The sequence below is a fragment of the Alistipes sp. AF48-12 genome, assembly GCF_003477565.1.
Classification (GTDB): Bacteria; Bacteroidota; Bacteroidia; order Bacteroidales; family Rikenellaceae; genus Alistipes_A; species Alistipes_A hominis.
In genome coordinates this window covers 45,931-69,932 of record NZ_QUDJ01000008.1, presented here as the reverse complement: position 1 = coordinate 69,932, position 24,002 = coordinate 45,931, and the positions used below count along the sequence as shown (strand labels likewise).

At 52.7% G+C, this 24,002-nt stretch carries 22 protein-coding genes, 2 tRNA genes and 1 pseudogene; 8 read left to right on the top strand and 17 right to left on the bottom strand.

The features are described from left to right. Positions 1-8: 8 nt before the first annotated feature. Both tgt and DW082_RS14500 read right to left on the bottom strand, forming a co-directional pair. Positions 9-1,138, bottom strand: a pseudogene (gene tgt / locus DW082_RS06620) (tRNA guanosine(34) transglycosylase Tgt). After that, the gene (locus DW082_RS14500) at positions 1,128-1,292 is read right to left on the bottom strand and encodes a hypothetical protein (protein ID WP_182424112.1); all 165 of its coding nucleotides are present in this window, start codon (positions 1,290-1,292) and stop codon (positions 1,128-1,130) included. Before DW082_RS14500 ends, tgt begins: the two are co-directional and overlap by 11 nt. Before the next feature lie 26 nt (positions 1,293-1,318). Here DW082_RS14500 and DW082_RS06615 point away from each other — a divergent pair, with 26 nt between their 5' ends. After that, positions 1,319-2,497 carry a glycosyltransferase gene (locus DW082_RS06615; RefSeq protein WP_118457912.1) on the top strand — a complete coding sequence of 393 codons (1,179 nt, stop codon included), beginning with the start codon at positions 1,319-1,321 and terminating at the stop codon, positions 2,495-2,497. Further along, the gene (locus tag DW082_RS06610) at positions 2,488-3,066 is read left to right on the top strand and encodes an RNA polymerase sigma factor (protein WP_055203143.1); all 579 of its coding nucleotides are present in this window, start codon (positions 2,488-2,490) and stop codon (positions 3,064-3,066) included. Before DW082_RS06615 ends, DW082_RS06610 begins: the two co-directional genes overlap by 10 nt. 46 nt (positions 3,067-3,112) lie before the next feature. Here DW082_RS06610 and DW082_RS06605 read toward each other — a convergent pair whose 3' ends face one another. From DW082_RS06605 to DW082_RS06570, 9 genes are all read right to left on the bottom strand, one after another. After that, entirely contained in the window at positions 3,113-3,784 is a 672-nt protein-coding gene (locus DW082_RS06605) for a hypothetical protein (protein ID WP_147386984.1), read from the bottom strand. A 29-nt stretch (positions 3,785-3,813) separates the two neighbouring features. After that, complete coding sequence (locus DW082_RS14295; protein ID WP_147386983.1) at positions 3,814-4,128, bottom strand: NVEALA domain-containing protein; 315 nt, start codon at positions 4,126-4,128, stop codon at positions 3,814-3,816. A gap of 47 nt (positions 4,129-4,175) precedes the next feature. Then, a complete protein-coding gene (locus tag DW082_RS06600) occupies positions 4,176-5,348 on the bottom strand; it encodes a 6-bladed beta-propeller (protein ID WP_118457909.1) in 1,173 nt (390 codons plus the stop codon). 280 nt (positions 5,349-5,628) lie between these two features. After that, positions 5,629-5,700: transfer RNA gene (locus DW082_RS06595), tRNA-Glu, on the bottom strand. Between the two features lie 125 nt (positions 5,701-5,825). After that, positions 5,826-7,841 carry a BACON domain-containing protein gene (locus tag DW082_RS06590; protein WP_118457908.1) on the bottom strand — a complete coding sequence of 672 codons (2,016 nt, stop codon included), beginning with the start codon at positions 7,839-7,841 and terminating at the stop codon, positions 5,826-5,828. A 192-nt stretch (positions 7,842-8,033) separates the two neighbouring features. Next, entirely contained in the window at positions 8,034-9,938 is a 1,905-nt protein-coding gene (locus DW082_RS06585; RefSeq protein ID WP_118457907.1) for a BACON domain-containing protein, read from the bottom strand. A gap of 108 nt (positions 9,939-10,046) precedes the next feature. Beyond that, the gene (locus tag DW082_RS06580; protein WP_147386982.1) at positions 10,047-11,033 is read right to left on the bottom strand and encodes an arabinan endo-1,5-alpha-L-arabinosidase; all 987 of its coding nucleotides are present in this window, start codon (positions 11,031-11,033) and stop codon (positions 10,047-10,049) included. After that, positions 10,955-11,635, bottom strand: a complete 681-nt coding sequence (locus DW082_RS06575) for a hypothetical protein (protein WP_147386981.1) — start codon at positions 11,633-11,635, stop codon at positions 10,955-10,957. Before DW082_RS06575 ends, DW082_RS06580 begins: the two co-directional genes overlap by 79 nt. Before the next feature lie 60 nt (positions 11,636-11,695). Continuing rightward, the gene (locus DW082_RS06570; protein ID WP_118457904.1) at positions 11,696-13,429 is read right to left on the bottom strand and encodes a hypothetical protein; all 1,734 of its coding nucleotides are present in this window, start codon (positions 13,427-13,429) and stop codon (positions 11,696-11,698) included. Between the two features lie 483 nt (positions 13,430-13,912). On the opposite strand from DW082_RS06570, the gene DW082_RS06565 reads away from it, so the two are divergent. Continuing rightward, positions 13,913-16,111 carry a glycosyl hydrolase gene (locus DW082_RS06565; RefSeq protein ID WP_055203129.1) on the top strand — a complete coding sequence of 733 codons (2,199 nt, stop codon included), beginning with the start codon at positions 13,913-13,915 and terminating at the stop codon, positions 16,109-16,111. Between the two features lie 149 nt (positions 16,112-16,260). On the opposite strand, the gene DW082_RS06560 is transcribed toward DW082_RS06565, so the two are convergent. From DW082_RS06560 to DW082_RS06535, 6 genes are all read right to left on the bottom strand, one after another. Next, positions 16,261-16,331, bottom strand: a tRNA-Gln gene (locus DW082_RS06560). Positions 16,332-16,358: 27 nt separating this feature from the next. Next, positions 16,359-17,072 carry a tRNA (adenosine(37)-N6)-threonylcarbamoyltransferase complex dimerization subunit type 1 TsaB gene (gene tsaB / locus DW082_RS06555; protein WP_118457903.1) on the bottom strand — a complete coding sequence of 238 codons (714 nt, stop codon included), beginning with the start codon at positions 17,070-17,072 and terminating at the stop codon, positions 16,359-16,361. A gap of 92 nt (positions 17,073-17,164) precedes the next feature. Then, a complete protein-coding gene (radC, locus tag DW082_RS06550; RefSeq protein ID WP_310648306.1) occupies positions 17,165-17,863 on the bottom strand; it encodes a RadC family protein in 699 nt (232 codons plus the stop codon). 13 nt (positions 17,864-17,876) lie between these two features. Then, positions 17,877-18,452 carry a ribonuclease III family protein gene (locus DW082_RS06545; protein ID WP_259335540.1) on the bottom strand — a complete coding sequence of 192 codons (576 nt, stop codon included), beginning with the start codon at positions 18,450-18,452 and terminating at the stop codon, positions 17,877-17,879. Between the two features lie 199 nt (positions 18,453-18,651). Beyond that, a complete protein-coding gene (gene fabF, locus DW082_RS06540) occupies positions 18,652-19,899 on the bottom strand; it encodes a beta-ketoacyl-ACP synthase II (protein WP_055203586.1) in 1,248 nt (415 codons plus the stop codon). A gap of 49 nt (positions 19,900-19,948) precedes the next feature. Beyond that, the gene (locus tag DW082_RS06535) at positions 19,949-20,182 is read right to left on the bottom strand and encodes an acyl carrier protein (protein ID WP_055203124.1); all 234 of its coding nucleotides are present in this window, start codon (positions 20,180-20,182) and stop codon (positions 19,949-19,951) included. Between the two features lie 159 nt (positions 20,183-20,341). On the opposite strand from DW082_RS06535, the gene DW082_RS06530 reads away from it, so the two are divergent. The 5 genes from DW082_RS06530 to DW082_RS06510 all read left to right on the top strand — a co-directional run bounded on the left by DW082_RS06530 (position 20,342) and on the right by DW082_RS06510 (position 23,998). Next, entirely contained in the window at positions 20,342-20,911 is a 570-nt protein-coding gene (locus DW082_RS06530) for a phosphoribosylglycinamide formyltransferase (protein ID WP_101573503.1), read from the top strand. Between the two features lie 26 nt (positions 20,912-20,937). Further along, on the top strand, positions 20,938-21,639 hold the full coding sequence (gene pepE / locus DW082_RS06525; protein WP_118457902.1) for a dipeptidase PepE: 702 nt from the start codon (positions 20,938-20,940) through the stop codon (positions 21,637-21,639). A 9-nt stretch (positions 21,640-21,648) separates the two neighbouring features. After that, complete coding sequence (locus tag DW082_RS06520) at positions 21,649-22,011, top strand: YraN family protein (RefSeq protein ID WP_055203118.1); 363 nt, start codon at positions 21,649-21,651, stop codon at positions 22,009-22,011. Between the two features lie 88 nt (positions 22,012-22,099). After that, positions 22,100-22,762, top strand: coding sequence for a Crp/Fnr family transcriptional regulator (locus DW082_RS06515; RefSeq protein WP_055203116.1), 663 nt, complete (start codon positions 22,100-22,102; stop codon positions 22,760-22,762). A 6-nt stretch (positions 22,763-22,768) separates the two neighbouring features. Further along, positions 22,769-23,998, top strand: coding sequence for a 3-deoxy-D-manno-octulosonic acid transferase (locus DW082_RS06510; RefSeq protein ID WP_118457901.1), 1,230 nt, complete (start codon positions 22,769-22,771; stop codon positions 23,996-23,998). The last annotated feature ends 4 nt before the right edge of the window (positions 23,999-24,002 follow it).

Sequence of the window (24,002 nt, the reverse complement as noted above, 5' to 3'; positions counted from 1 at the left end):
GCCTAAATTTACAATCGCTGCGACAGTTTAACGACCATTCCGGGTTTCCACGCCGAAAAAGTTCCGTCGAGGATGCGCCGGCGCGCTTCGTTCACCAGCCACAGGTAGAAGGCGAGGTTGTGCAGGCTCGCGATCTGCGCGGCCAGCATTTCGCCGGCGACGGTCAGGTGGCGCAGGTAAGCCTTCGTGTACGCCGTATCGGCGAAGCAGTTGCCCGCCGGATCGATCGGCGAAAAATCGTCGCGCCACTTCTGGTTGCGGATATTGATGATCCCCTCGCTGGTAAACAGCATCCCGTTGCGTCCGTTGCGCGTCGGCATCACGCAATCGAACATATCCACGCCGCGCTCGATCGCTTCGAGCAGGTTTACCGGCGTTCCGACTCCCATCAGGTAACGCGGCCGGTCGATCGGCAGGATTCCGTTCACCAGTTCGATCATTTCGTACATTACCGGCGCAGGCTCGCCGACGGCCAGTCCCCCGATCGCATACCCGTCGGCGTCGAACTGCTGCACGAATTCGGCGGAACGCGTCCGCAGATCCGGATAGGTACATCCCTGCACGATCGGAAAAAGCGACTGGCGGTAACCGTACTTCGGCCGCGTCGCGGCATACCGCTCGAAACAACGTTCGAGCCACCGGCAGGTCAGATTCAGCGATTTGGCCGCATAATCGTACGGAGCGTCCCCGGGAGGACATTCATCGAACGCCATCATGATATCGGCCCCGATACTCCGTTGCACGTCCATCACGCTCTCCGGCGTAAACAGGTGTTTCGACCCGTCGATGTGCGAACTGAAACGGCACCCTTCCTCGGTGATTTTGCGGCACTCGGCCAGCGAAAAAACCTGAAAACCGCCGCTATCGGTCAGTATCGGCCGTTCCCACCCGCAGAAACGGTGCAGGCCGCCGGCCCGTTCGAGGATTTCGGTGCCCGGCCGCAGGTACAGGTGATAGGTATTCCCCAAAATGATCTGCGCGCCCACCTCCTGCTGCAAGTCGCGGTGGAAAACGCCCTTGACGCTTCCGACCGTTCCTACGGGCATAAAAATCGGCGTTTCGATCGTCCCGTGACCGGTCGTGATCACCCCGCGCGCGCCGCACTGTGCGGATCGGTATGTACGAGTTCAAAATTCATGAAGGGCAAAGGTAAATATTTTTTCGCGGATCGGGAAACCGTTTGGGTATTCCCCCAAAATCCCGTACATTTGTAAACCGTTTTCCGGGCCGGCGACGACCGCCGAGTGAAAACCGTCCGACAAACGACGTTCTGGCAACCAGAACAAAATCAACGAAATACGTTTAAACCGATCGCATCGTGGAATACTTGGATCTCCTGTATAACGACCTGACGGCAAAGGGTATCGTCCATCCTTACTGGGTCGTGGGACTGATAGGGGCCGCGCTCGTTTTTTTCTTCATCCAACTGCATTACTACCTGGGGCGCTACGGCCGGCTGCCGCGGTTCCGCAACAACCGGGGCATCCGTCAGGACATTCCCTCGCCGCCGGTTTCGGTCGTGGTCGTGGTACGCGGCAACTCCTTCTACTTCATCGAGCATACCTTGCCATTGTTGCTGGGACAGCAATACGACGAATTCGAAGTCGTCCTGGTCGATTGCAGCTACGACGACGAGATCGGGGAGATCCTGCGGGAAAAAAGCCTTGTCGTGCCGAACCTGCACGTAACCTGCATCCGGCAGCAGAGCCATCACGAGCACAGCATCAAGCTGGCCCTGACGGTCGGGATCAAAGCGGCGCGTTACGAGCACCTGGTATTCACGACGCAGGACAGTTACCCCGTTTCCGAGAAATGGCTGTCGCTGATGGCCAAAGGATTTATTTGCGGGGACGTGGTCATCGGTTACTGCGGCATCGAACCCAAAAAGGGCATGGCCAACCGGTGGATGCGTTGCAGTCGCCTGATGACCTCGGTGCGCTACCTGTCCGCCGCGACGCGGGGGAAAACCTTCCGCGGCACCGAGCACAACATCGGTTACACGAAAAGCCTCTATTTCGACAGCAGGGGGTTCAACCACTTGAATATGAATATCGGCGTCGACGACCTGTTTATCCAGAAAATCGTCCGCACGGACAACGTCAGCGTCGTGATGAATCCGAATGCGACCGTACGCCAGATCCAGTACGGAGGCCTCGGCTGGTGGTACGGCGTCAGCAAATATTTCGGGCACGCTTTTCGTTACTATCCGGCAAAGGCCCGAAGGGCAGTCCGCAACGAACTCTCCAGTCGGTTCCTGTTTTTCGCGACAACGGCGGCAGCGGCGGCGTTGCTGCCTGTCCGATGGATCGCGGTTCCATTGCTGCCCGCTCTGCTGAGGCTGCTGATCGTCGAACTGAAAATGCGCCGGATCGGACGGCGGCTCGGCGAAAAAAAATTTGGGGGAACTTACATCCTGTATGATTTCTGGGCCCCGCTGGGCGGCTTTTTGATGACGTTGAGCCGCCGGATACGGCCTAACAAAGCGATATGGCGATAGAAGATTACATAATTGCCACCGATCAGGAACTGATCGGGCGGGTGCAGGACGGGGATTCGACCGCTTTCGAACACCTGTTCAACCGTTACCGCGACTCGATCTACCAACTCTACATGCAGCGCACCGGGGGTAACGTGGACGACACCAACGACCTACTGCAGGAGACGTTCGTCAAAGTATACCTGAATCTGCAGCGTTACAGCAGCCGTTTCACGTTCGGCCAATGGGTCTATACGATCGCACGGAATACGTTCATCGACTACACGCGGCGCCGGCGCGACGATACGGTGTCGATCGACTATGTCGGCGAAGGGATCGGCGTATCCGGCTCCCTCGGAGGCCCGACCCCCGAGGAGCACCTGATCACGCACCAGAGCCAGGTTCAGTTGGAAGGATTGCTGGCGAAAATGTCGCCGCGCTACCGCGAATTGATCGAACTCCGTTTCTTCCGTGAATTCTCTTACGAAGAGATCGCCGCAAAACTCTCGCTCCCGATGGGAACGGTCAAAACCCAGATACACCGGGCCCGCGAACAGTTGTGCCGATTCATCACCGAAAACAAAGAATAACTTTCGGAGATTCAATAAGCCCCATGATTTTGATTAACGCGGCCTCTCAATCATTATCCGTATTACTAAAAAAACGTTTCACAACGTTCTCGAAATAAAAGTCCGTGATTTGCGGATGTAACTTATCGGGAATGAAGACAGCATGTACCGTACGATCCGGCATCAATAAGCAATAATAAGGAACCCCCTTCCGGTCGACATCGGAAAATTTTTCAACATTGTAGAAAAGAAAACGATCTCTGCCAAAATTGGCAACTGCATCTTTAAATGAATGCATATCAGAATATTCCGAAATAATGACAGGAGTCACTTTATATCTTTCCGCAATTTCCGCAATTTTCCGTAATGCAAAAACCACACAATCCGCGCAGTTCAGTTCACTGTATCTCAATATAAGCACAGGCCCTTTTCCCAGCGCCTGATCCAACGTATACTTTCTCTGATCCGCCGCTACCAATTCTGCATTAAACGCTTTTATGTCTTCATTCAAAAGCAAGCCACTGAAACAACTTTTAAGGTATTTCACTTCCAGAGAAGAAGATCGTGAACCTGCCTCCCGAATAATCGAATCCCTCAATTCGACCGCTGTTTCCGCATCCGAAACGCGTTTAACAAGAATGAGGTTCGTTACAATAAGAAAAACGACGGCTAAACCGGCCGCTATAAGATATATTTTTTTCAAAACAAAAAATTGACGAATGTTCGGTTTCGTACCCAAAGAAAGAATTGTCTTAACCTTAGCTCAATCTAACAAGGAGAATATGCAGTACAAGACTCATTTCCGGCTACGCACACAACCGAAGTCTTTTGAATCCAGCTGACACAACGATAATGACTAGCTCCTTGCGAATCCGTATAATCGAATTCCCATTTCGTACAACAATCCACAGAGATATAATACGGACTATAACGACCTTCCCCGCCGTCCGATTCTTGATCTGCCAAAGCTTCGACTTCTTTCAAAGACATAAGAACAGATGCTTCTTTCGTATCGACCAACGAATACGCCCCGACAGACATCATAATCGCAGTAACAGCTAATAAAAGATAATTTTTTTTCATAATTTTAATCATTTAAAATTTAATCATATATAACATAATCAAAACCATTAGTCCGTCTTATCCGGATCCTTAAGTTTGTAAAACACCAATACTGGATTACTTTCTTCCTTCAAACCTGCCAACTGAGGATAGTCATCCGCACAATTCGAATATCCCATTAACAGATAATACGCCGGTACGACAGCGACAAACCGGTTATCGCAAATACTTTTACTCTGCAACAGATCCACATCGAACCAACTGATCCTAAACGGATTATTGACTTTGCCGTCCCGCGTCAAAGAATATACTTTTTGTGTCCGTTTGTCGAAAATACGCTCCTTGATCTCCCGGTTCTCCGTGAATATAAACAAAGCGAACGAGTCGTTCTCCAGAAATCTTCCGGAAAAAAAATTATTATGATCTATCAGATCCTCATACTCATCCCGACTTATTCCCGCATCCATATGGGTAACTCCGCCTATGGCCGATATATCCACGTGATAATACGGTTCAAGCGAACCGGTACCGACTTTGTAAACCGTATCGCTGAAAGCCGGCGTTAAAAAAACGTCTCCGTTTATCTTCTTCAATTCAGGAAGAAACGGAAAATTCGGACGCTCCCCATACATATTTCGCAGGCCTCCCGTCTCGATCCGGAAATCGCCGTCGGTAAAAATCATAAGATTCCCCTGCATATCCGCTTTTTTAAGCCCCGGATCATCCGCTCCGTAAGTAGTACAAACGACATGATCCTTATCTATATATTCAAACTTGTTAAACCAGAAACTTACCTCTTTATGTTCCAGGAATCTGCCTTCCAGATCGAAAAACAATACTTTACTCCCAAAATTATCATAGATGGCTATCCGGCTCGAATCCGGAGTCAAGGTCGTGTAAGACGGTGAAATATACTCTCCCGGCCCACGGCCCTGCCTGTCGATAACCGCCTTGATTTTTCCGTCATAATCGAATATATAAACGCATTTCGAAAGCCTCTGATCCGACACGACAATCCGCTCCCGCGTAAACAATAAGTTATCCACCGCCCCGATCAGATGTTTTCCATCCGACTCCAACGGCAAAACGCGGATATCCTCGATGAATTTGGCGACCGGAAAAGGTTCCTGCGGTACAATCGTTACCGTTGTCAAATTTTCCGCCGTACCGTTTTCCTTGTCTGCCGAATCCCGGCAACAAAGAAAAAAGCAGCAAAAGACAATTACGATCAGTTTCTTCATAATCACAATACAAGACAGAAGCGACTAGACGCTTCTCCGTTTATCACATTTAATCCACTGATAATCAAATTAGCAAGGCCAACTCGGAGTACAGGTAGAACTACCAGAGTCACAATCAGTACCAAACCTTTCTTCGACTTAGTACGAAAAAACCAGAGCTATACGACTACAAGCTTTACAAATATAATAATATAAACGAAAAATAAGTATTTTAGACTAAAATACTATAAAAAGGAATTGTCCTAACGACTATTTTCAACGAATGGCGAAAGAAATTTCGTACTGTATAAGGGAATCGAACCCTTATTTGTAGACTGAGAATCTACCGTCCTAACCGTTAGACGAATACAGCATTATTCGATGCAAAGATAACTAAAAAAAATATTTTTGCAAAAAACGAAATGCATTTTTACATAAAAAGTCCGGAGACTCCCAAACGAAGTCTCCGGACAAACGGATACGATTCTTTCCTACGGCTTACCAGTTCAGTTTCGCCCAGCGGGTATTCCATTTACCCCATGACTCCGGACCAAAATCGAGCGTATAGGCATAACTGATATATTGCTGAACACCGAGTTTTATGTGCCCCTGCTCGTCTCCGCTCCAACCGCAGTTATGCGCGCCCGGCTGCAATCCTTCCCTGATTTCGGCGATCTTCTCAAACTTGATCCCGTCGTCGGACTGCCACAGCACGATGTAACTATTGGCAGACATTCGGGCCGCCGTATGCACGGCCTGGAATTTCCCGATATCCTCCCGGTATTTTACATCGCTGTGATCCGCCCCGCCGATAGCGCCTTTATCCATCGCCGTTCCATGGAACACGAGGTGACCGGGCCAGTTCGGATCGTCGGCCGACGCAGTCGCTACACGCGTGGTAACGCTCTGGTCGTCCCACGAATAATAGAAATAAACCGTATTGTCGAGAACGACTATCGACGGTTCTCCGGCTCCGAAATTCACGGGATTGCCGTCGTAACGGATTACCGGTTGTACGTCCGTTCCGGTTGTCCAGCCGGAACCGTTCCATTTCTCCCACGGCCCGTTCGGGAATTTGGAGCGGGCTACGTAAACATGGTTTTCGACCATCGCTTCATTTTCGGTGGAGGTATATCCGATATAGTAATAACCGCCCCACCGTGCAACTCCCGGATCGCATACGGAAAAATGATCGGACGAAAATTCGGTCGGCAACAGTACCATCTCTTCCTTCGTCCATGTCTTGCCTCCGTCGTCCGAATGCTGGTAAGAAGCCTGATCCCAAAAATTATAACCGCTCGTTTTGTCCACGCTGTACTGCGCCTGCCAGTTCCGGCCGCTCACGACCTGCCCGTTTTTGTAACTGGTAACGCCCGAAACGCTTCCGGTAGCCAGCCAAACGCCCGATTGCTCGGTCAGCCCTTTGGACAGCTCCCACAAATAAGTCCCGGCCGGAAACTTATCGTCGTTGGTCACCCCGATCTTTTCCCCGTCCGCGTAATCCTTGAACGTCGCAGTCGCTACCGGCGTCTGTTGAACGACCTGGCTGTAACTCATGCTCGCATCGTTCCACTTGTACAAATTAAAAGTAAAGCCGCAGGGCTGCCCGTTCCAATTCGGGCTGGTTACGCTGATACTCCAGAACGGAGTCTTTGCGGTAAACTTCTGTCCGACCGTATTATTGCCGGTAATACCTTGCGCCTCATGCGTTCCGCTCTGATTGAACAGGTAATTCCAATCGCCGTACTGACCGCCGGATGCGGCAAACCACGCATCGATCGAACCGTCGTCATGAATCATGATCGACGGCCCGTAACGGTAAGTGCCGGCCTTATAAATATCCCATCCGTCGGAAATGGTGGGAATATATTTCGCTCCTTGCTTTACGGTAATTTTCGCGCTCAGATCGCTGTTTTTGTCTTTGACGAGGACGAAAGCGTACCGAATGGCGTCGGTCTTGTCGAAAGGATCGACTTTCAGATGCAGCACGTCGGTCGACAGGCCTTTCGATCCGACCCGGGTGATCCATTGAACGGTATCGGGGATCTGCACTTCGTAATCGACGTTCTGTTGAAGTTCCACGTCGATCGTTTCGCCGGCAGACGGAACCGTATAAAAATCCTGCGTCAGAATCAGCGCATCTTTCTGTCCGCGCGTCACCGTAACGGTCTCGCTCGCGGTTCCCGCCGTAATGACGACTTCCGCTGAAAAGTCGTCGTACAATTCATAATCTTTTTTTGCCGTAACGGTTATTTTCACATCGCCTGCTTTCCCCGACTCGGGCGATATACTGCACCAGGAGGAAGCTTTCGTGTCGTTTACTTTCGCGCTCCATGCCACATTGGTGGTAAAAGAGATAACCCCGTTCCCTCCGGCCGCCGGTAAATTCACCTCCGGGGAACCGGTAATTTCGATTTTCGGATCCGGCGCAGGATCGTCTTCTCCTTTGTCGCCGCATTGCCAACAGGCGACGGAAACGAACACGATCAAAAAAGCAATTAAATTTTTTTTCATTTTATTAAATTTATATTACAAAAATAACAAATATTTTCGGAGTTTTACCTCGATTATCCGAATCCGACAGGATGAAACGATTCCGATCCATCCCTGACGCTCCTTTCGAAAAATCCGGAACCGACCGTAAAATACCGTAATAAAAAAGCGAAGCCGGATCATTTGATCCGGCTTCGCCAAAAAACTACTAACCTAAATGACTTTTCGATTAATCATTGCTGATAATCTTAAAGTACCATCCTGAGTACATACATAAGACATGTACTGCGTCTCGCCGGTAACACCCGATGCGTAGCGTGCGGATTTACTACCGTCGAACATTCTTGCATAAGCTACTCCGCCATCGGTAAAGGTCGTACCGTCGTCCGACAGCAGTACACAGGTTTGATTGCTCTTGACATAGGTTGCCGTGAACTGCCCATTGACAAACTTCACGTCCACATCCGTATTGCTGTCGAATGTCCAGGCATCGGCGCTTGCGCTCAACGCAGCGGGCCAGTTGTCTCCGGAGGCAGCCGTACGAACGACCAACTTATTCCCCTTCATGGTATACAAATAAATCTGACCGTTATTCTCAACCACAGATACAGGAACCTCGCTCGCAACCACGGAAGCGTAATCTCCATCTCCCCAAGCAGAGCCGTCCCATTTAGCCCAAGAGTCTTTAATATTCGCAGTACGTGCTAACTTAACGTTGCCACCATCCGCAAAAGCCGCATAATAGTAACCGTCACATTTTACCACACGCAAATCCGTCGGAGAACATTTTTCGAGCCAACTTTCATTCAAAGAGAACACATAACTCTGATCTCTCCAGGTAACACCGCCATCCTTAGTTTCACGGTAAGCCGCACCTGTCTTACTGCCGCTGACATAATAGATGCGTACCTTCGGGCAATTGGACGATACGGCTTGGCCTGCCAAGAATCCCTGGAAACCGTCTTTAGCTCCTGCGGAAGCAGACCAAACTCCCGAACTTTGCTTCGTCGATTGCATTACAACCAGATATTCTCCTGCAGGATAAGTATTACCTTGATCCGCATTCAACAAACTAGGCCAACTATTATCCCCGTATGAAAGATCTTTTTTCTGATTCACGGGGTTGCGTTTAACAGTAGTAGCATAATCCGTATCCCAAACATACAAAGAAGCGGTCATTACTCCGTCTCCATGCTGTTGCGACCAAGTACAACAAGACACCTGCATGTCGGTAAATGGTCCGGCAGCTACGAAACGTACCCCGAATTCTCCATTTGCAGACAAATCAATAGGGCCTTGAGCATCTCCGTTCCACACATGCATTTCTTCCCTGTTAGCGCTGTATTGCTTAAACAGGTAGAATGCATTGAATGCATTTTCGCCCGTCTGCACGACACTCGGAGCCGTCAGATCCGAGCTCGATCCACGCATGATGAAATAACCGAAATCGCCTCTCTGTACGATTTCGATCCGGCGAGTTAAGGTCTCTTCCTTCTCATCGGCAACGATTTCCGTCACATACACATACCCCGTACGGGCATCCAACGCAGGATTGGACAGAACCGTTACGGTAAAGACCGAATCTTTCATCACCGCTTTGGAATCCGGCACAATGATCCAATCCTTGCAAGCGTCGTCCGCCTCAACGCTGAACGGGCGGTTCGTCTGTACGGTAAGAGCCACCGGTCCGCCGCTTTCGCCCACATTATAAGTGGTTTGCGGCAAGAACATCGCCGACGTAGAAAGCTGGGTAACTTTCAACGTTTTGGTTTCTCCTCCCGAAGTGATAACTACCTCGGCTTCGCGGTCGTCGTAATCCGGATTCTCGTTAAGGTTGAGCGTCAGGAACCAATGGCCCGCATTCCCGCTTTTCGGAGAAATCTCCAGCCATTCGTCGTCCTCGGTTGCAGGAGCCACTTTGTATTTCACTTCAGCAGTCCAATCTCCCACGGTCGAAAAACCGATTACTTTCTTCCCTCCGATTTTCGCTGATTCGTACTCAGTCAGAGGAAACTTGAAAGAAAGCTCGCCGCCGTCACCATTCTCCTTGTCATCGTTGCATGCACCCAAGAGACCGGTAAGTGATAGACAAGCTATCAAATAGAACAATTTTCTCATAGTTTTTAGGTATTATAATAAAACAGTTATTTGTTAAAAATTCAAATTTCCTTTGAAAAACGGGGAGCAACCGGTGCACTCCATTAATTGCCCCCCGCTATAATACCGTCAGGTTTTATTCCACGAAAGAATAAGGCACCATCTGGTCGGCCATGCCGTCTTGGAATACTGTCCGCCGTTCTGATAAATCATCAGGCGGGGAGTCGTCGACGTAATATGGCTCTGCTCGTTGCAGATGAAACGGGCATATTTGGCGCGTACGCGAATGTTGTTCGAAAGCAGGCCTTTCTGTTCCCATCCGGAGACGCCGTCTTTCGAAACCCATACGACCGAATAACTGTTCACATCCGCGATATTCACGCCGTGTACGGCTTGAAAACAATCCTGATCTTCGATATATCTTACGCTGCAACCATCAACGTTCAGACCTTTGAAAGCCGTGCGGTCGATCACTTCGCCCTGATCGGTCATGGATGCCGGCCAGTTCGGATCGCTGGCGGCAGCCGTCATCAGCCGAACGTTGTAAATTCCCTGTTCATTGTCGCTGTACGTGTAGTACAGATAGATCTGATCTCCCTTCACGACCAGGCTCGGTTCTCCGGCTCCGAAGAACGTTTCGGTTGCCGAAAGCTCGGCATCGACCGCAGGCGCAGGATCTCCTCCCCATGACGAACCGTTCCATTTTTCCCAGTTTTTTCCGTTGATCGTCGCACTCCGGGCAACAAACACGTTGTTATCCAGACCTTCGTCCAACGTAGTCGATCCGGTATAGGCCATGTAATAGTAATTCCCGACTTTCACGACCGACGGATCCTTGGCATAGTATTTATCCGCTTTATCCTTGGTCGGAGCTACCGCAATCACTTCGTCTTCAGACCATACGGCATTGATCGAAGCGGTAGGTGCGCTGTAATAACGAATCTGAGACGAATATCCGACGTCGCCGGGAGCCGTATACTGAACAGAGTTTTCATGCCCCTGAACACCGGACGTTTCGCTTCCGTTCACCCAGCAGATCATGCCATTAGCCGTGGCTCCGCCCCAGGCGCCCGGAGTACCTTCGGTTCTCTCCATATACAGCAGATAAGCTCCCATCGGGAATTTAAGATTTCCGGTCGCTTCGGTATAACCTCCGTTATCGGCGTTGAGTTCCAGCAACCGGCTTCGCCGGCCTGGTCGTAATGCACGAATTCGTAGGTTGCGATCGGCGTACCGGCCAGGGTCGTCTGGTAATTCGTATCCCAGTTGTAAAGAGAGAAACGCATCGACGAATTCGGATTGTCCCAGTTCGGGCAGTGTACCGCCCAACCGTAAAACGACTGATCGAACATATAGTAAATCGCTCCGTTGCCCCCTTCGCCATGCCAACCTTTAGCGCCGCCGCCGTCGCCGCTGCCATTCAGTTTCGTACGCGCCGGCATGCTTCCGTTCAGTCCCCCTGGAGTGGAATACCATGCGCTCATCGTACCGTCCGAATTTGCGATCATCGAAGCCGCATAACGGAAATTGTCGTTCGTAGGAGAGTAGATTACCGCCCCGCCATCGGTAACGACAGGTATCCCCGTTTCGACCACCTCTTCCGGACGGGCATACTTATCCGAGATCGGACTCGGATCGGGCATACTATCACAGCTACTCATCTGTACCAGCAGCAGCGCAACCGCCGACAACTGTGCAATGTAAGTTAACTTTTTCATAATTAAAACTGATTAATGAACATTTAAATTTGTAATTTTTAGTATTCGTTTTCGTTTTCGTTATCGGTAATGTAAGTTAGCCGTAACCCATCCGGCCGGGTCTTTCCGGAAAAGTTCGAGCATTTCCGCGGCCGGCGTATTGCCCGACCGGTTTTCGGCGAACCCTTTCGCCTGATTGGCGATATCCACCTGCATAATCGCCTCGAAACGATCAATCAAAGCCTGCGGAATAGGATTCCCTTCGACGACATGCTTGCGCATCAGGTGAGCCAGATTCGCTTCGCGGCAGTAGCACCGGATAGCAGTAATCATCTGTTCGAGCACTTCGATATCCTTTACATTTTCCGCCAAATAAGCGGCGTAAGGTTCGTCGTTCACCTGCTGTTGCGCTTTCCGGTAAAGATCGGCCGCCGCCAGCAATTTTTCGGAACTCGTCGCACAGCGCAGTTCGATATCTTCGAAGAACCACGGGTCGAGCGATTCGCTCTCGGTGGTCATAAACAAACTCCGGCGCGTCGATTTCCAACTCGGAGAAGGAGCTACGGCCCCTTCGATATGGGCGATGTCCCAGCGATGGTACACTTCGATCCCGGCCGGATTCTCGGTCAACAACCGGAAACGCCATGTAGCGTCCCACGGGAACACGGCAAGTCCCGTCGCGCTGGCTTCCCAAGCGGAAAGCACATCCGCGGCAGCCGTTCCGAACGGCTCGGCCAACTCCGCCAACGCCTGTTCGTTCGGCACAGCCAGGTCATGCAGTTTGATCCCGGCCATCAACTGATTCGGATCGTAACGGTCGGGAGTAAGTCCGAAATACTCTTTTACGCCCTGGATATTCGGGACATTTCCCACGGCATCCAACTCTTCGGCGACCAGACGCGGCGCGGCGATATGCGTCAGCGGCTGCAACTCCTCGTTAGCGCTGGCCATAAAAATTTCACCGACTACCGGAATGCCGCGTTCGGCGCAAAGCTGCACCGTATTTTTAAACCAGACATCCACCGGCCGGCTCAGTTGTACTTCCGCTATGTTGGAATGCAGAAACATCCCGAAGTTCCGAGTCGGAAGCGACGGAATGCAGGCATAGATCTGTCCCGCGGAAATTTCCCACGGTTCCCACCAGACCATCCCGTCCGGACTCACTTCGGCCCAGGCTCCGGTCAAAGCTTGTAGAAAGGCGGGAATACGTTCGTGCAACGGGATATCCCGGTCGGTCGGGCCGTTTCCGAACTCGTTGGCGACCCATGCGTCTTGATCGAACGTATAAACTTCGATATCGTCCAACTCGGGAACCTCTTGCTTCAGCCTTTTCAACAACGAAACGTATTTGTCGACGATCTCTTTTTTCTGAATGCTGTTTTTTTCGGTGGCGATGTCGATCAGATCCGGCGTCAGGATCTTATACAGCGAATCGACTCTCGGGGCGCCGAAATGGAACAACGTCCGGAATCCCCATTTTTTGGCGATCCGAGCCCGTTCTTTGATAGTCTGCAAACGCTGATCGGCTTTTTTCCGGCTGCCGATTCCGTCGACATAAAGGATATCCTCCAGATTCAGCGGTTCGTCGGCCGGACGGGCTCCCCAGGCAATGTTCAACTGCAACGTATTATACCCCAAATCCTTGAGGGCCTGCATCTGGGACTCGTCGTACCGGATGTCGGGATTCGACGGGTTGCCGATGATCGCGACCTTGTACCGAAACGGGTCCTTTTGCTGTTGTTTACAGCAGGACACGCCCAGCAGACACAAAACCGACAATACCGCCCAATACAGCCAAGGTCGAGGTTTATTCATAGAGTCGCGTTAATCGTTAAGTCAATAGTTTTCCGGTTATTCCGTTCCGTTCACCAAATGCCGCATATCCCTCGCGGCCAACACGTAATCCCACGGGTTTCCAAAATCGCCAAGGAAAATATTCGTCTTCCGCCCCGCTTTCTCCATCGCCTCTTCTTCACCGGAAGACGCACTTCACCCATCCTATTTTCCAGTCCTCTACACCTTAATTTATAGATAACTGGCTGTAAAACGCGTGTAGATACGTAACAAAGATAATAATTCAGTCATAAATAAAAAATTTTTTCCGAGTTTATTTTTACAATTTCAAACATTATTTTTCACGACCATTTTACCAGTCCCGTTAAAAAACGATAGTTTTGACACCGCGCGCGATTGAAAGTTTGCTTTTTCGAAAACAAAAAATCGACTTATAATGTCAAAAATAGCACCTTCGACCCGTTTTTATCCGTTTATTTTGCATTATCCTAAAAATACGATCTTATGAGAACCTTTCGTCTGAGCCTATTGTGTCTGTTTTTTTGCGTTACGGCCGTGGCGCAGGAGCCGTCCGAATTCAAAACTCCCCCTACGAAATTCCGTCCCGATCCGCTGTGGTTCTGGAACAATACCGACATTACCAAAGAAGGTATCGACGCCCAAATGCCCGGCTTTCTGGAAAAATGCGGCTACGGAGGATTGGCGATTTTGCCGTTCGGCCCCAATCTGACGCCCAAGTACCTGACCGAAGAGTATTTCGAACGTTATAAATACGCCGTCGAAAAGGCCGCCGAACTGGGGCTGACCCTCTCGCTGTACGACGAATACGGATTCCCGAGCGGCAGCGGCGGAGCGATCAACGCGGACGGAGTTCCCCGGTTTCGGAACCGCTTCCCGAACCTCACGATGAAGCGGCTCGACAAAATCGAAGAAGAAACCCGGGGCGGGGCCACCTACGTCAGCCCGGTCAGTAAAACGGGTCAACTGATGGCCGCCGTGGCCATGAACGCCGACACGAAAGAACGGATCGACCTGTCAGGCAACATCACCGAGGAAACCATCGTCTGGAAAGTACCCGAAGGGAACTGGAAAATCATGCAGTTCGTCTGCGTCGCGGACGACGATCCGAACATGGATTATCTGAGCGAAGAGGCGGCCAAAGCCTACATTTCGATGACGCACGAGGCTTACTACAAACGGATGCCCGAATATTTCGGAAAGACGATCACTTCGACCTTTTTCGACGAACCGACGCTGTACCGCGCGCAGGCCCGTTGCTGGACGCCGACATTCAACGAGACCTACATAAAAAAATACGGCTCCAGCCCGGCGCTGTACTATCCGGCACTCTGGTACGACATCGGCCCGGAAACGCAGGCCGCGCGGAACGCCCTGTTCGGTCTGCGGGCCGAGCTTTACGCAGCGGCTTATCCGAAAGCGGTCAGCGAGTGGAGCAAAGCGCACGGCATCGTTGCGACCGGACATCAGGATAACGAAGAGATCGAAAACCCGGTCGGAACTTCCGCCGACCTGATGAAATGCTTCAAATACCAGGATGTTCCGGGAATCGACAAAATCGGAGGCGACCGGCCGGCCGAGAAATTCTACAAAATAGTCAGCTCGGCGGCCTACAACTGGGATCATTCGCTGGTCATGTCGGAAACCTACGGAGCGATGGGTAACATCCCGTGGGACACCCTCTACAACGTAGCGATGGATCAATACTCAAAGGGGATCAACATGCTGATCCCGCACGCGGTATGGTTCAACGACCGGGACGTTACGTTCGAGCCCGAGCTGTCCCACCGAAACAGGCTGTACAACCAGGGACTGTACGAATTCAACACTTTCCTGGCGCGGCTGAACATGCTGCTGCGCAACGACGACCGCTTCGTCACCGACGTCGCGATGCTGTATCCGATCGAAACGATGCAGGGGGAGCACTACTTCGACGGACCGCTGGGAGCTTACGCGGGAGGCGTGAAGATCCCCGACATGGATTACGTGCAGATCAGCCAGCGGCTGACCAACGAACTCGGCCGCGATTTCCAGTTTCTGCACCCGGAAGTGCTGCAGGACGCCTGCCGAGTCGACAAGAACGGTCTGACACTGGCCAACACGAAACAATACAACACGTTCCGCACGCTGATCGTTCCGTCGTCGAAGACGATCAGCGTCGCGAATCTAGCCAAAATATTGACCTTCTTCGAAGCCGGCGGCCAGGTGATCTTCACAACGCAATTGCCGGTCAAGTCGACCGAGCCGAATGCAGACGCGCAGGTCGTAGCCCTGATGGACAAACTGCTGCCGGAAAAGCTGCGCAGCAGCGGCGAGCCCCATACGAATCCGGCGGGAGGCCGCGTCGTTTTCCTCGCCAAGCCCGGTGCCGATGCATTGCGCAACGCGCTGGCCCGTCCGTCGGAAACGTTCGACGTGGAATTTCCCGAAGGCATCGTACCGATGCGCTACATCCATAAAGAGCGCGCCGGAAAAGACATTTATTATTTTGCGAACCTCAACGGGAAAGCGTTCGATTCCGCCGTCGCGCTGCGCGGCAAAAAACGCTACGAACTCTGGAATCCGCATACCGGCGAAGTCACCGCTTTACAGCCGGAATACGCCAAAAAAGGAAAAGACCGGGTCAGCCTGGTAAGACTCCGCGTGGAGCCTTCGCAATCGGTATTCCTGGTCGAAACGAAATAAACCCAACTTCACTTAACCCAAACTTAACCTTTTTCGGGGAACCGCAGGGATCGTTTACAGCGATCCCTGCGGCCTTTTACGGACACGAGAAAAATCCTGATTCCACCCAGGTACAAAAAAAGGAAGCCCTGAAAAGAGCTTCCTTTCTGTTGACCCACCTGGATTCGAACCAAGAAAGGCAGAACCAGAATCTGCAGTGTTACCATTACACCATGGGTCAATGATTATTTTTACGGTGCAAATGTAATCAAAATATTTTTTTTGACGAACAATTTACGACAAAATTTTTCAGATAAAATGGTTCGAAGTAGGCCGTATCTTCGAATTTCTTCGCCGCAAAGGCCTTGAAAGCCGGTTTGACCAGTCCGCGAGCCGAAGGAGTGACCTCCGCAAAATGTACGCCCGGCTCGGTAAACAGCTCCCGGCTCTTCGCCGCGCCATTCCCGAACACCAGCAATCCGCCCTTTTCGGTACGTTGTTCCAGAAAACTTTCGGGCGTGACGATATGCGCCGTCACTTCCGAGAGCGGCTTCGCCGCCGCATCGAACAACTGGCAGTATACCTCCATCCGGCGGGCGTCGATCATCGGCAGCAACTTCATGTTCCGCATATCGTCCACGCCGAGAATCCCCGCATCGAAATCTTCCAGAGCAACGTGAACCAGCGCCTCGAGGCTGTTCACGGCGATCAGCGGAATCCCGGCGCCGTAACAGATTCCCTTAGCCAGCGAGACGGCGATCCGCAGCCCCGTATACGAACCCGGCCCCTTGCCGACCGCCACCGCATCCAGATCTCCCGCATCCAGGTCATGTTCCTGCAATACTTCCTGCACGTAAACGGCCAGGTTCTGCGCATGCTGTCTTCCTTCGAGATTCTCAAGCAGCGAAAGCAATTCGCCGTTTTTGGCCAGCGCCACCGAACCTACGTCCGTCCCCGCTTCTATACATAAAATAAGTGCCATTTTTCTGCCGTTTGGAAATGCAAAGTAAATGAATTTCGATCAAAAGCGCACCGCTCTTCCGTAAATAAAAACATGCGTTGCGCACCGGACTCCTACGGATTCGGCCGTTTATCGAAAAAGCCGTGACTGCGGAAACTGTAACAAGGCCCCGCCGTAACGATGATATGATCGAGCAGCGTAATGTCGAACAGCGAAGCCGCCAGATCGACCCGACCGGTCAGGGCTTTGTCTTCGTCGCTCGGCAGTTCGTTTCCCGACGGATGATTGTGCACCAGTACCAGCGCATTCGCCAGTTTTTCGACGGCCCGCTTGACGATCAGCCGGTGATCCACGACGGTAGCAGAAACGCCCCCCTGGCTGACCCGCATCCGGTCGATCACCCGGTTCGAAGCATTGAGATAAACCGCCCAGAACTCTTCGTAAGGCAACGCGCCGAGCTGCGGCTGGAACATCGCGACGATATCCTGATCGGTACGCACCGAATCGATCTGTTGTCCCTCTTCGATCCGAAGCCTGCGCCCCAGTTCCAGCGCGGCGGCAACCGTGGCGGCTCTGCGGATACCGAGCCCTCCCACCATGCGCAGGGCCGGCAAATCGCAACGTTCCATCCGGGCAAGGCTTCCGCCGAAGTGCGCCAGCAATCGCTCCGCCAGCCCGACGGCCGAATCCCCGGCATCGCCGTCCCGAAGCAGAATGCTCAGCAATTCGGCATCCGACAGCGCAGACGGTCCTTGCGCAACCAGTTTTTCGCGCACCTGTTTGTCCGTAACCGATGAAATATCCCGCATCATTCCGTTTATAACGTCATTCGCCGTCCGAACCTCCGGCTGCCTCGGAAAGCACCGATTCCCCCAGCCGTTCCAGCCGACGGATCGCCTCCTGACACGCCCGCTGTTCAGACTCCTTTTTACTGTCTCCCTCCCCGTCGCCGGACGGTCGGCCGTCCACCAAAACGGTCGTCCGAAAATGAGGCGATTTGGCCGTATACGACGCGCTGGGCGCCGAATCGAACTGCAAGCGTTTCCGGTTTTTCTGACTCCATTCGATCAAACGGCTCTTAAAATCGGTCTCCTGCTCGGACATATCGTCCAGATCGACGTATTTCCGCAGAATCCCGTTGATAAAAAGCCGGTTCGAAAAATCGTATCCCTTGTCGAGGTAAACCGCTCCCATCATTGCTTCGAGCGTATCCCCGTACAGGTGTTTCTGGGCAAAGCCGTTGCCGCCCTGGGCGATCACGTACCGGTCGAGCCCGATCTCGATCGCCAGCCGGTTCAGCGACGAACGCCGGACGATCCGCGAACGCAACCGGGACAGAAACCCCTCATCCGCCTCGGGAAACTCGATGAACAGGAAATCCGATACGATCGACTCGATCACCGCGTCGCCGAGGAATTCGAGCCGTTCGTTATTGATCGGGGCCCGTCGTCCAGAAACAAGGAAGCTGACCTGTGAATCAAGGCCAGCTTATAGAGTTCTATATTATTCGGACGAAGCCCGAAAATAGTTTTCAGCATTCGATAATACGCCTTATCCCTGCCGTAACGCAGCCTGAAATAAGACTGTATCGTTCCAAACATTACATCTTTTTGAGTACGACCGTCGAGTTGTGTCCGCCGAAACCGAACGTGTTGCTCAGCGCGCACTTCACATCGCGTTTCTGGGCGACGTTGAGCGTCAGGTTGAGCTTCGGATCGATATTCGGATCGAGGTTTTCGTTGTTGATCGTCGGAGGCACGATCCCTTTGGTCAGGGCCATCACGCAAGCCAGCGCTTCGATCGAACCGGCGGCGCCCAGCAGGTGCCCGGTCATCGACTTCGTGGAGCTGATGTTCAGGTTGTAAATGTGGTCTCCGAACGCGGCGAACAATCCTTTGATCTCGGCTATGTCGCCTACCGGAGTGGACGTTCCGTGCACATTCACGTAATCGATGTCCTCAACTTTCAGCCCCGCATCCGCAACGGCGTCGAGCATGGACTTTTTCGCGCCTTTCCCTTCCGGATCGGGAGCGGTCAGGTGGTAAGCATCGGCGCTCATGCCGCCGCCGGCTACCTCGGCATAGATTTTGGCCCCGCGGGCAACGGCATGCTCGTACTCTTCGAGCAGCAACGCTCCGGCGCCTTCTCCGATCACGAACCCGTCGCGATCGGCATCGAACGGCCGCGAAGCTTTCTGCGGGTCGTCGTTGCGGGTCGAGAGGGCCTGCATCGAATTGAAACCTCCGACTCCCGGAGGGTTGATCGCGGCCTCGGAACCTCCCGTGAGAATCATGTCCGCCTTGCCCCAGCGAATGTAATTCAACGAATCGATCATCGCATGGTTCGACGAAGCGCAGGCCGAAACCGTACAATAGTTCGGGCCCCGGAAACCGTATTTCATCGAAATGTGGCCGGCAGCCAGATCCGCAATCATCTTAGGTATGAAGAAAGGGCTATATCGCGGAATGAAACCTCCCTCGACATAGCTCTTTACCTCTTGGTAGAATGTTTCCAATCCACCTATACCCGATCCCCAGATAACTCCCACGCGTTCGAGGTCGAGCTTTTCGGGCTCGATCCCCGAGTCCTGCACCGCCTGTTCGGCGGCGATCAACGCATACTGCGAATAGAGGTCGTATTTACGCACCTCCTTGCGATCGAAGAAGTTATTCGGTTCGTAACCTTTGAGTTCGCAGGCAAATTTTGTCTTGAAGTTAGAAGGGTCAAAATGAGTAATAGGTCCTGCTCCGCTTACACCTTTTTCAAGATTAGTGAAGTACTCCTCAATGCTGTTACCTAAGGGGTTAATGGTACCTATCCCCGTAATCACAACTCTTCTCTGTTTCATAAAATACAACAAATTCGTTTGACAAACGCCCTGTCTCAAAGGCTCTTAATTATTTCTTGGCAGAAATGTAGTTAATAGCATCACCTACGGTGGTGATCTTTTCAGCATCTTCGTCCGGAATCGAAATCTCGAATTCCTTTTCGAATTCCATGATCAATTCCACGGTGTCCAGCGAATCCGCGCCCAGGTCGTTGGTAAAGCTTGCGGCGGGAACAACTTCAGCAGCATCAACGCCGAGCTTGTCAACGATGATCTCAACCACTTTTGATGAAACGTCTGACATAATCAAATTAGTTTAAGTTTAACAATTGTGTTTATTCCAAAAATAACTTTATATTTCAAAGCCAAATTTTTGCAAAAGTAACACTTTTTCGATTATTTTTGATAATTCTTTCTTTTTTTTACGGATACGACACGTTAACTATCGCATAAAAATCTAAAAATGAAGAAAATAGCCATTTTCGCATCCGGGTCGGGTTCCAACGCGGAAAACATCGCCGGCTACTTCGCCGCCGGAAATACGGCCCGCGTCGAACTGATATTGACCAACAGACCGGATGCCAAAGTGCTCCGCCGCGCCGAGAAACTGCAGATCGAATCGGTCGTATTCGACCGGGACACCTTCTATAATAGCGACCGGATCGTCGTGCTGATGCGCCGGCGGCAGATCGATTACGTCGTATTGGCCGGATTCTTGTGGCTGGTACCCGAAAACCTGCTGACCGCTTACCCGAACCGGATCGTGAACATCCATCCGGCCCTGCTGCCGCGCCACGGCGGCAAGGGTATGTACGGAGACCGGGTGCACCGCGCGGTCGTGGAGGCCGGAGACCGGGAAACAGGAATCACGATCCACCGCGTCAACGAGCGCTACGACAGCGGCGACATCCTGGCTCAGTACCGCGTGCCGGTAACCGAAACCGATACGCCGGAGACGGTAGCGGCCAAAGTCCACGCGCTGGAATACGAGCACTTTCCGGCAGAAATAGAAAAAGAGATCGCCCGATTGTAAAGGCGTCTCGTAAAACACAGTATATCATGCGTCTACTGCTTATCAGTAATTCGACCAATGCCGGCGAAGGGTTTCTCGAATATCCGGTCGGACAGATCCGGGAGTTCCTGGGCCCTGTCCGGGAAGTGCTGTTCATCCCTTACGCCGCCGTTACGTTCTCTTACGACGACTACCAGAGCAAAGTACAGGCACGATTTTCGGAACTGGGCGTCGAGGTGCGTTCCGTACACCGCGAAAGCAACCCGGCCCGCGCCGTGCGTGCGGCCGAAGCGGTCGTCGTCGGCGGCGGTAACACGTTCGTGCTGATCCGGGCCATGCAGCAACAGGGCCTCGTGCAGGCAATCCGCGAACGGGCCTTCGACGGTATGCCCTATATCGGATGGAGCGCCGGCAGCAACGTGGCCTGTCCGACAATCTGCACCACGAACGACATGCCGATCGTCGAACCGGCGTCGTTCATCGCCGCCGGACTGGTCAAATTCCAGATCAATCCGCATTATACGGACGCCCATCCCGACGGTCATGCCGGCGAAACCCGCGAACAGCGCATTCTGGAATACATCGCTGCGAATCCGGAAACTTACGTCGCCGGACTGCGCGAAGGGTGCATGTTGCGGGTCGAAGGCGACCGGCTGTCGTTGATCGGCAACCGCCCGATGCGGATCTTCCGTTGCGGGACGCAGCCGTTCGATGTGCATCCGGACGAAGACCTGAGTTTTCTGATGTAACTTCGCGGCATGTCGTCGATACGTATTGGACAACGCGGCGAGGAGATCGCCGCCCGCTTTCTCCTTTCGGAAGGTTTCGACCTGCTGCACCGCAACTGGCGCAGCGGCCGTTACGAGCTGGACATTGTCGCCCGTAAAGAGGGCGTGTTGCACATCGTGGAAGTGAAATCCCGGAAGGCGGACGGACTGACCGCGCCCGAAGAGGCCATGACCCGGAAAAAATTCAACGCGCTGTTCCGGGCCGCACAGCAATACGTCGCCCTGTACCGGATCGACGCGGATACGCAGTTCGACTTAATCGCCGTCGACCTGCTGCCCGATTCCACGCACCGGCTGCGCTACATTCCGAACGCGATGGTTCCGCGCTGGTAACCGCCGATCTGCCGAAACCGCTTGGCGGAATGAAGAAAAAGTAGTAACTTCACGCGTTATTAGAGAACCTTTTAAATCTGTGAAGGATATGTATGCGATATTGGCTCAGTGCCCGCTGTTCAGAGGTCTGACGGCGGAACAGATCAGGGAAACGATCGGTGAAAGGGGCGAATTCTCCCTGACCGAATACAAGGATAAAGACTGCATCGCCCACCGGGATACCGCCTATTCGGGCCTGATGATCATCCTGAAAGGACGGGTGCACGGAGAGATGGTTTCGGGCGGCAAAACGATCGTGGTAGACCCGATCGAGGCTCCGCAGTTGATCGCCCCCGCTTTCCTGTTCGGCGGTTACAACAAACTGCCGATCGACGTGATCGCCGACGGCGACGTAACGATCATGACGCTGCACCGGGGCTATATTTTCGAATTGATGCAGGCCAACGTGCTGATTATGTCGAACTTTATCGACATCATTTCGAACCGCGCCAACGTCTGGTCGAAAAAAATCTTTTTCCTGTCGTTCCGGTCGCTGAAAGAGAAAGTCGCCACTTACCTGCTGGAACACACTTCCGAAGAATCCGGCTCGGTACCGGTGCCCGACATCCGCGAAATCGCCGAATATTTCGACGCCACGCGCAGCGCGCTGCAAACCGTACTCATGGAACTGGAAAAGAAACACCTGATCCGATCCGAAGCGTCGTCGATTGCCGTACTGAACCGCAAAGGGCTGCGGGATATTCTCAAATAACGACCGATGCGGCTGCTCTACAACTCTGGCATCTATTTGACAAACGCCGCGATACGGCTTGCCGCCCTGTTCAACCCCAAAGCGCGACTCTGGGTGCGGGGACGGAAGGGCATTTTCGACAAACTGGCCCGGACGGTGGACTCCGGAGCCGACATCGCATGGTTCCATGCCGCTTCGCTCGGCGAATTCGAACAGGGACGGCCGGTGATCGAAGCGTTCCGCAAAGCGTGTCCGGGTTACAAGATACTGGTCACCTTCTTTTCTCCGTCCGGCTACGAGATCCGCAAAAACTACCCCGGAGCCGACTACATCTTTTACCTGCCGCCCGACACCCCGCGCAACGTGCGCCGTTTCATGGCGATCGTGCGGCCTAAAATCGCCGTTTTCGTCAAATACGAATTCTGGGTCAACTACCTGCTGGCGATGAAACGGGCGGGCACGAAACTCTACTTGATCTCGTCGATATTCCGCGACGGACAGATTTTTTTCCGTCCTTACGGCGGACTTTTCCGCAGCGCGCTGAGAGCTTTCCGGCATATCTTCGTCCAAAACGACTCTTCGCGAAATTTGCTGAAAAGCATCGGCATCGAGCAGGTCAGTGTGGCGGGCGACACCCGCTTCGACCGGGTATACGAAATCGCGCAGCAAGCGAAACGGCTACCCGAAATCGAACGGTTCGCGGCAGACGCTCCGGTATTTATCGCTGGCAGCACATGGCCGCCCGACGAAGAATTGTTAGTGGGATTGATCGAACGGTATCCGGACGTGAAATTCATCGTCGCGCCGCACGAAATCGATCCCGCACGGATCGAAAAGTTCTGCGAGCGTATTTCCCGCCCGGCGCTGCGCTACACGCAGCTGACTCCGCAAAGCGACCTCGCCGCAGCGGGCGTCCTGTTCGTCGATACGATCGGGATCCTGTCGTCCATCTACCGCTACGGCCGCTGGGGATACATCGGCGGAGGTTTCGGCGCCGGGATACACAATACGCTGGAAGCGGCCACCTTTGGACTGCCGTTGGCTTTCGGACCCCGTTACGGGAAATTCAGGGAGGCACGCGATCTGGTGACGCTGCGCGGTGCGGCGAGTATCGCCTCGGCGGAAGAACTGGAACGATGGTTCGCAGGCCTGCACGACGATCCGGACGCCACGGGACGCAGCGGAACGATTTGCAAGGAGTATGTATTGCAGCACAAAGGAGCTACCGCCCGGATCATGGACGAAATTTGCAGATAAAAAT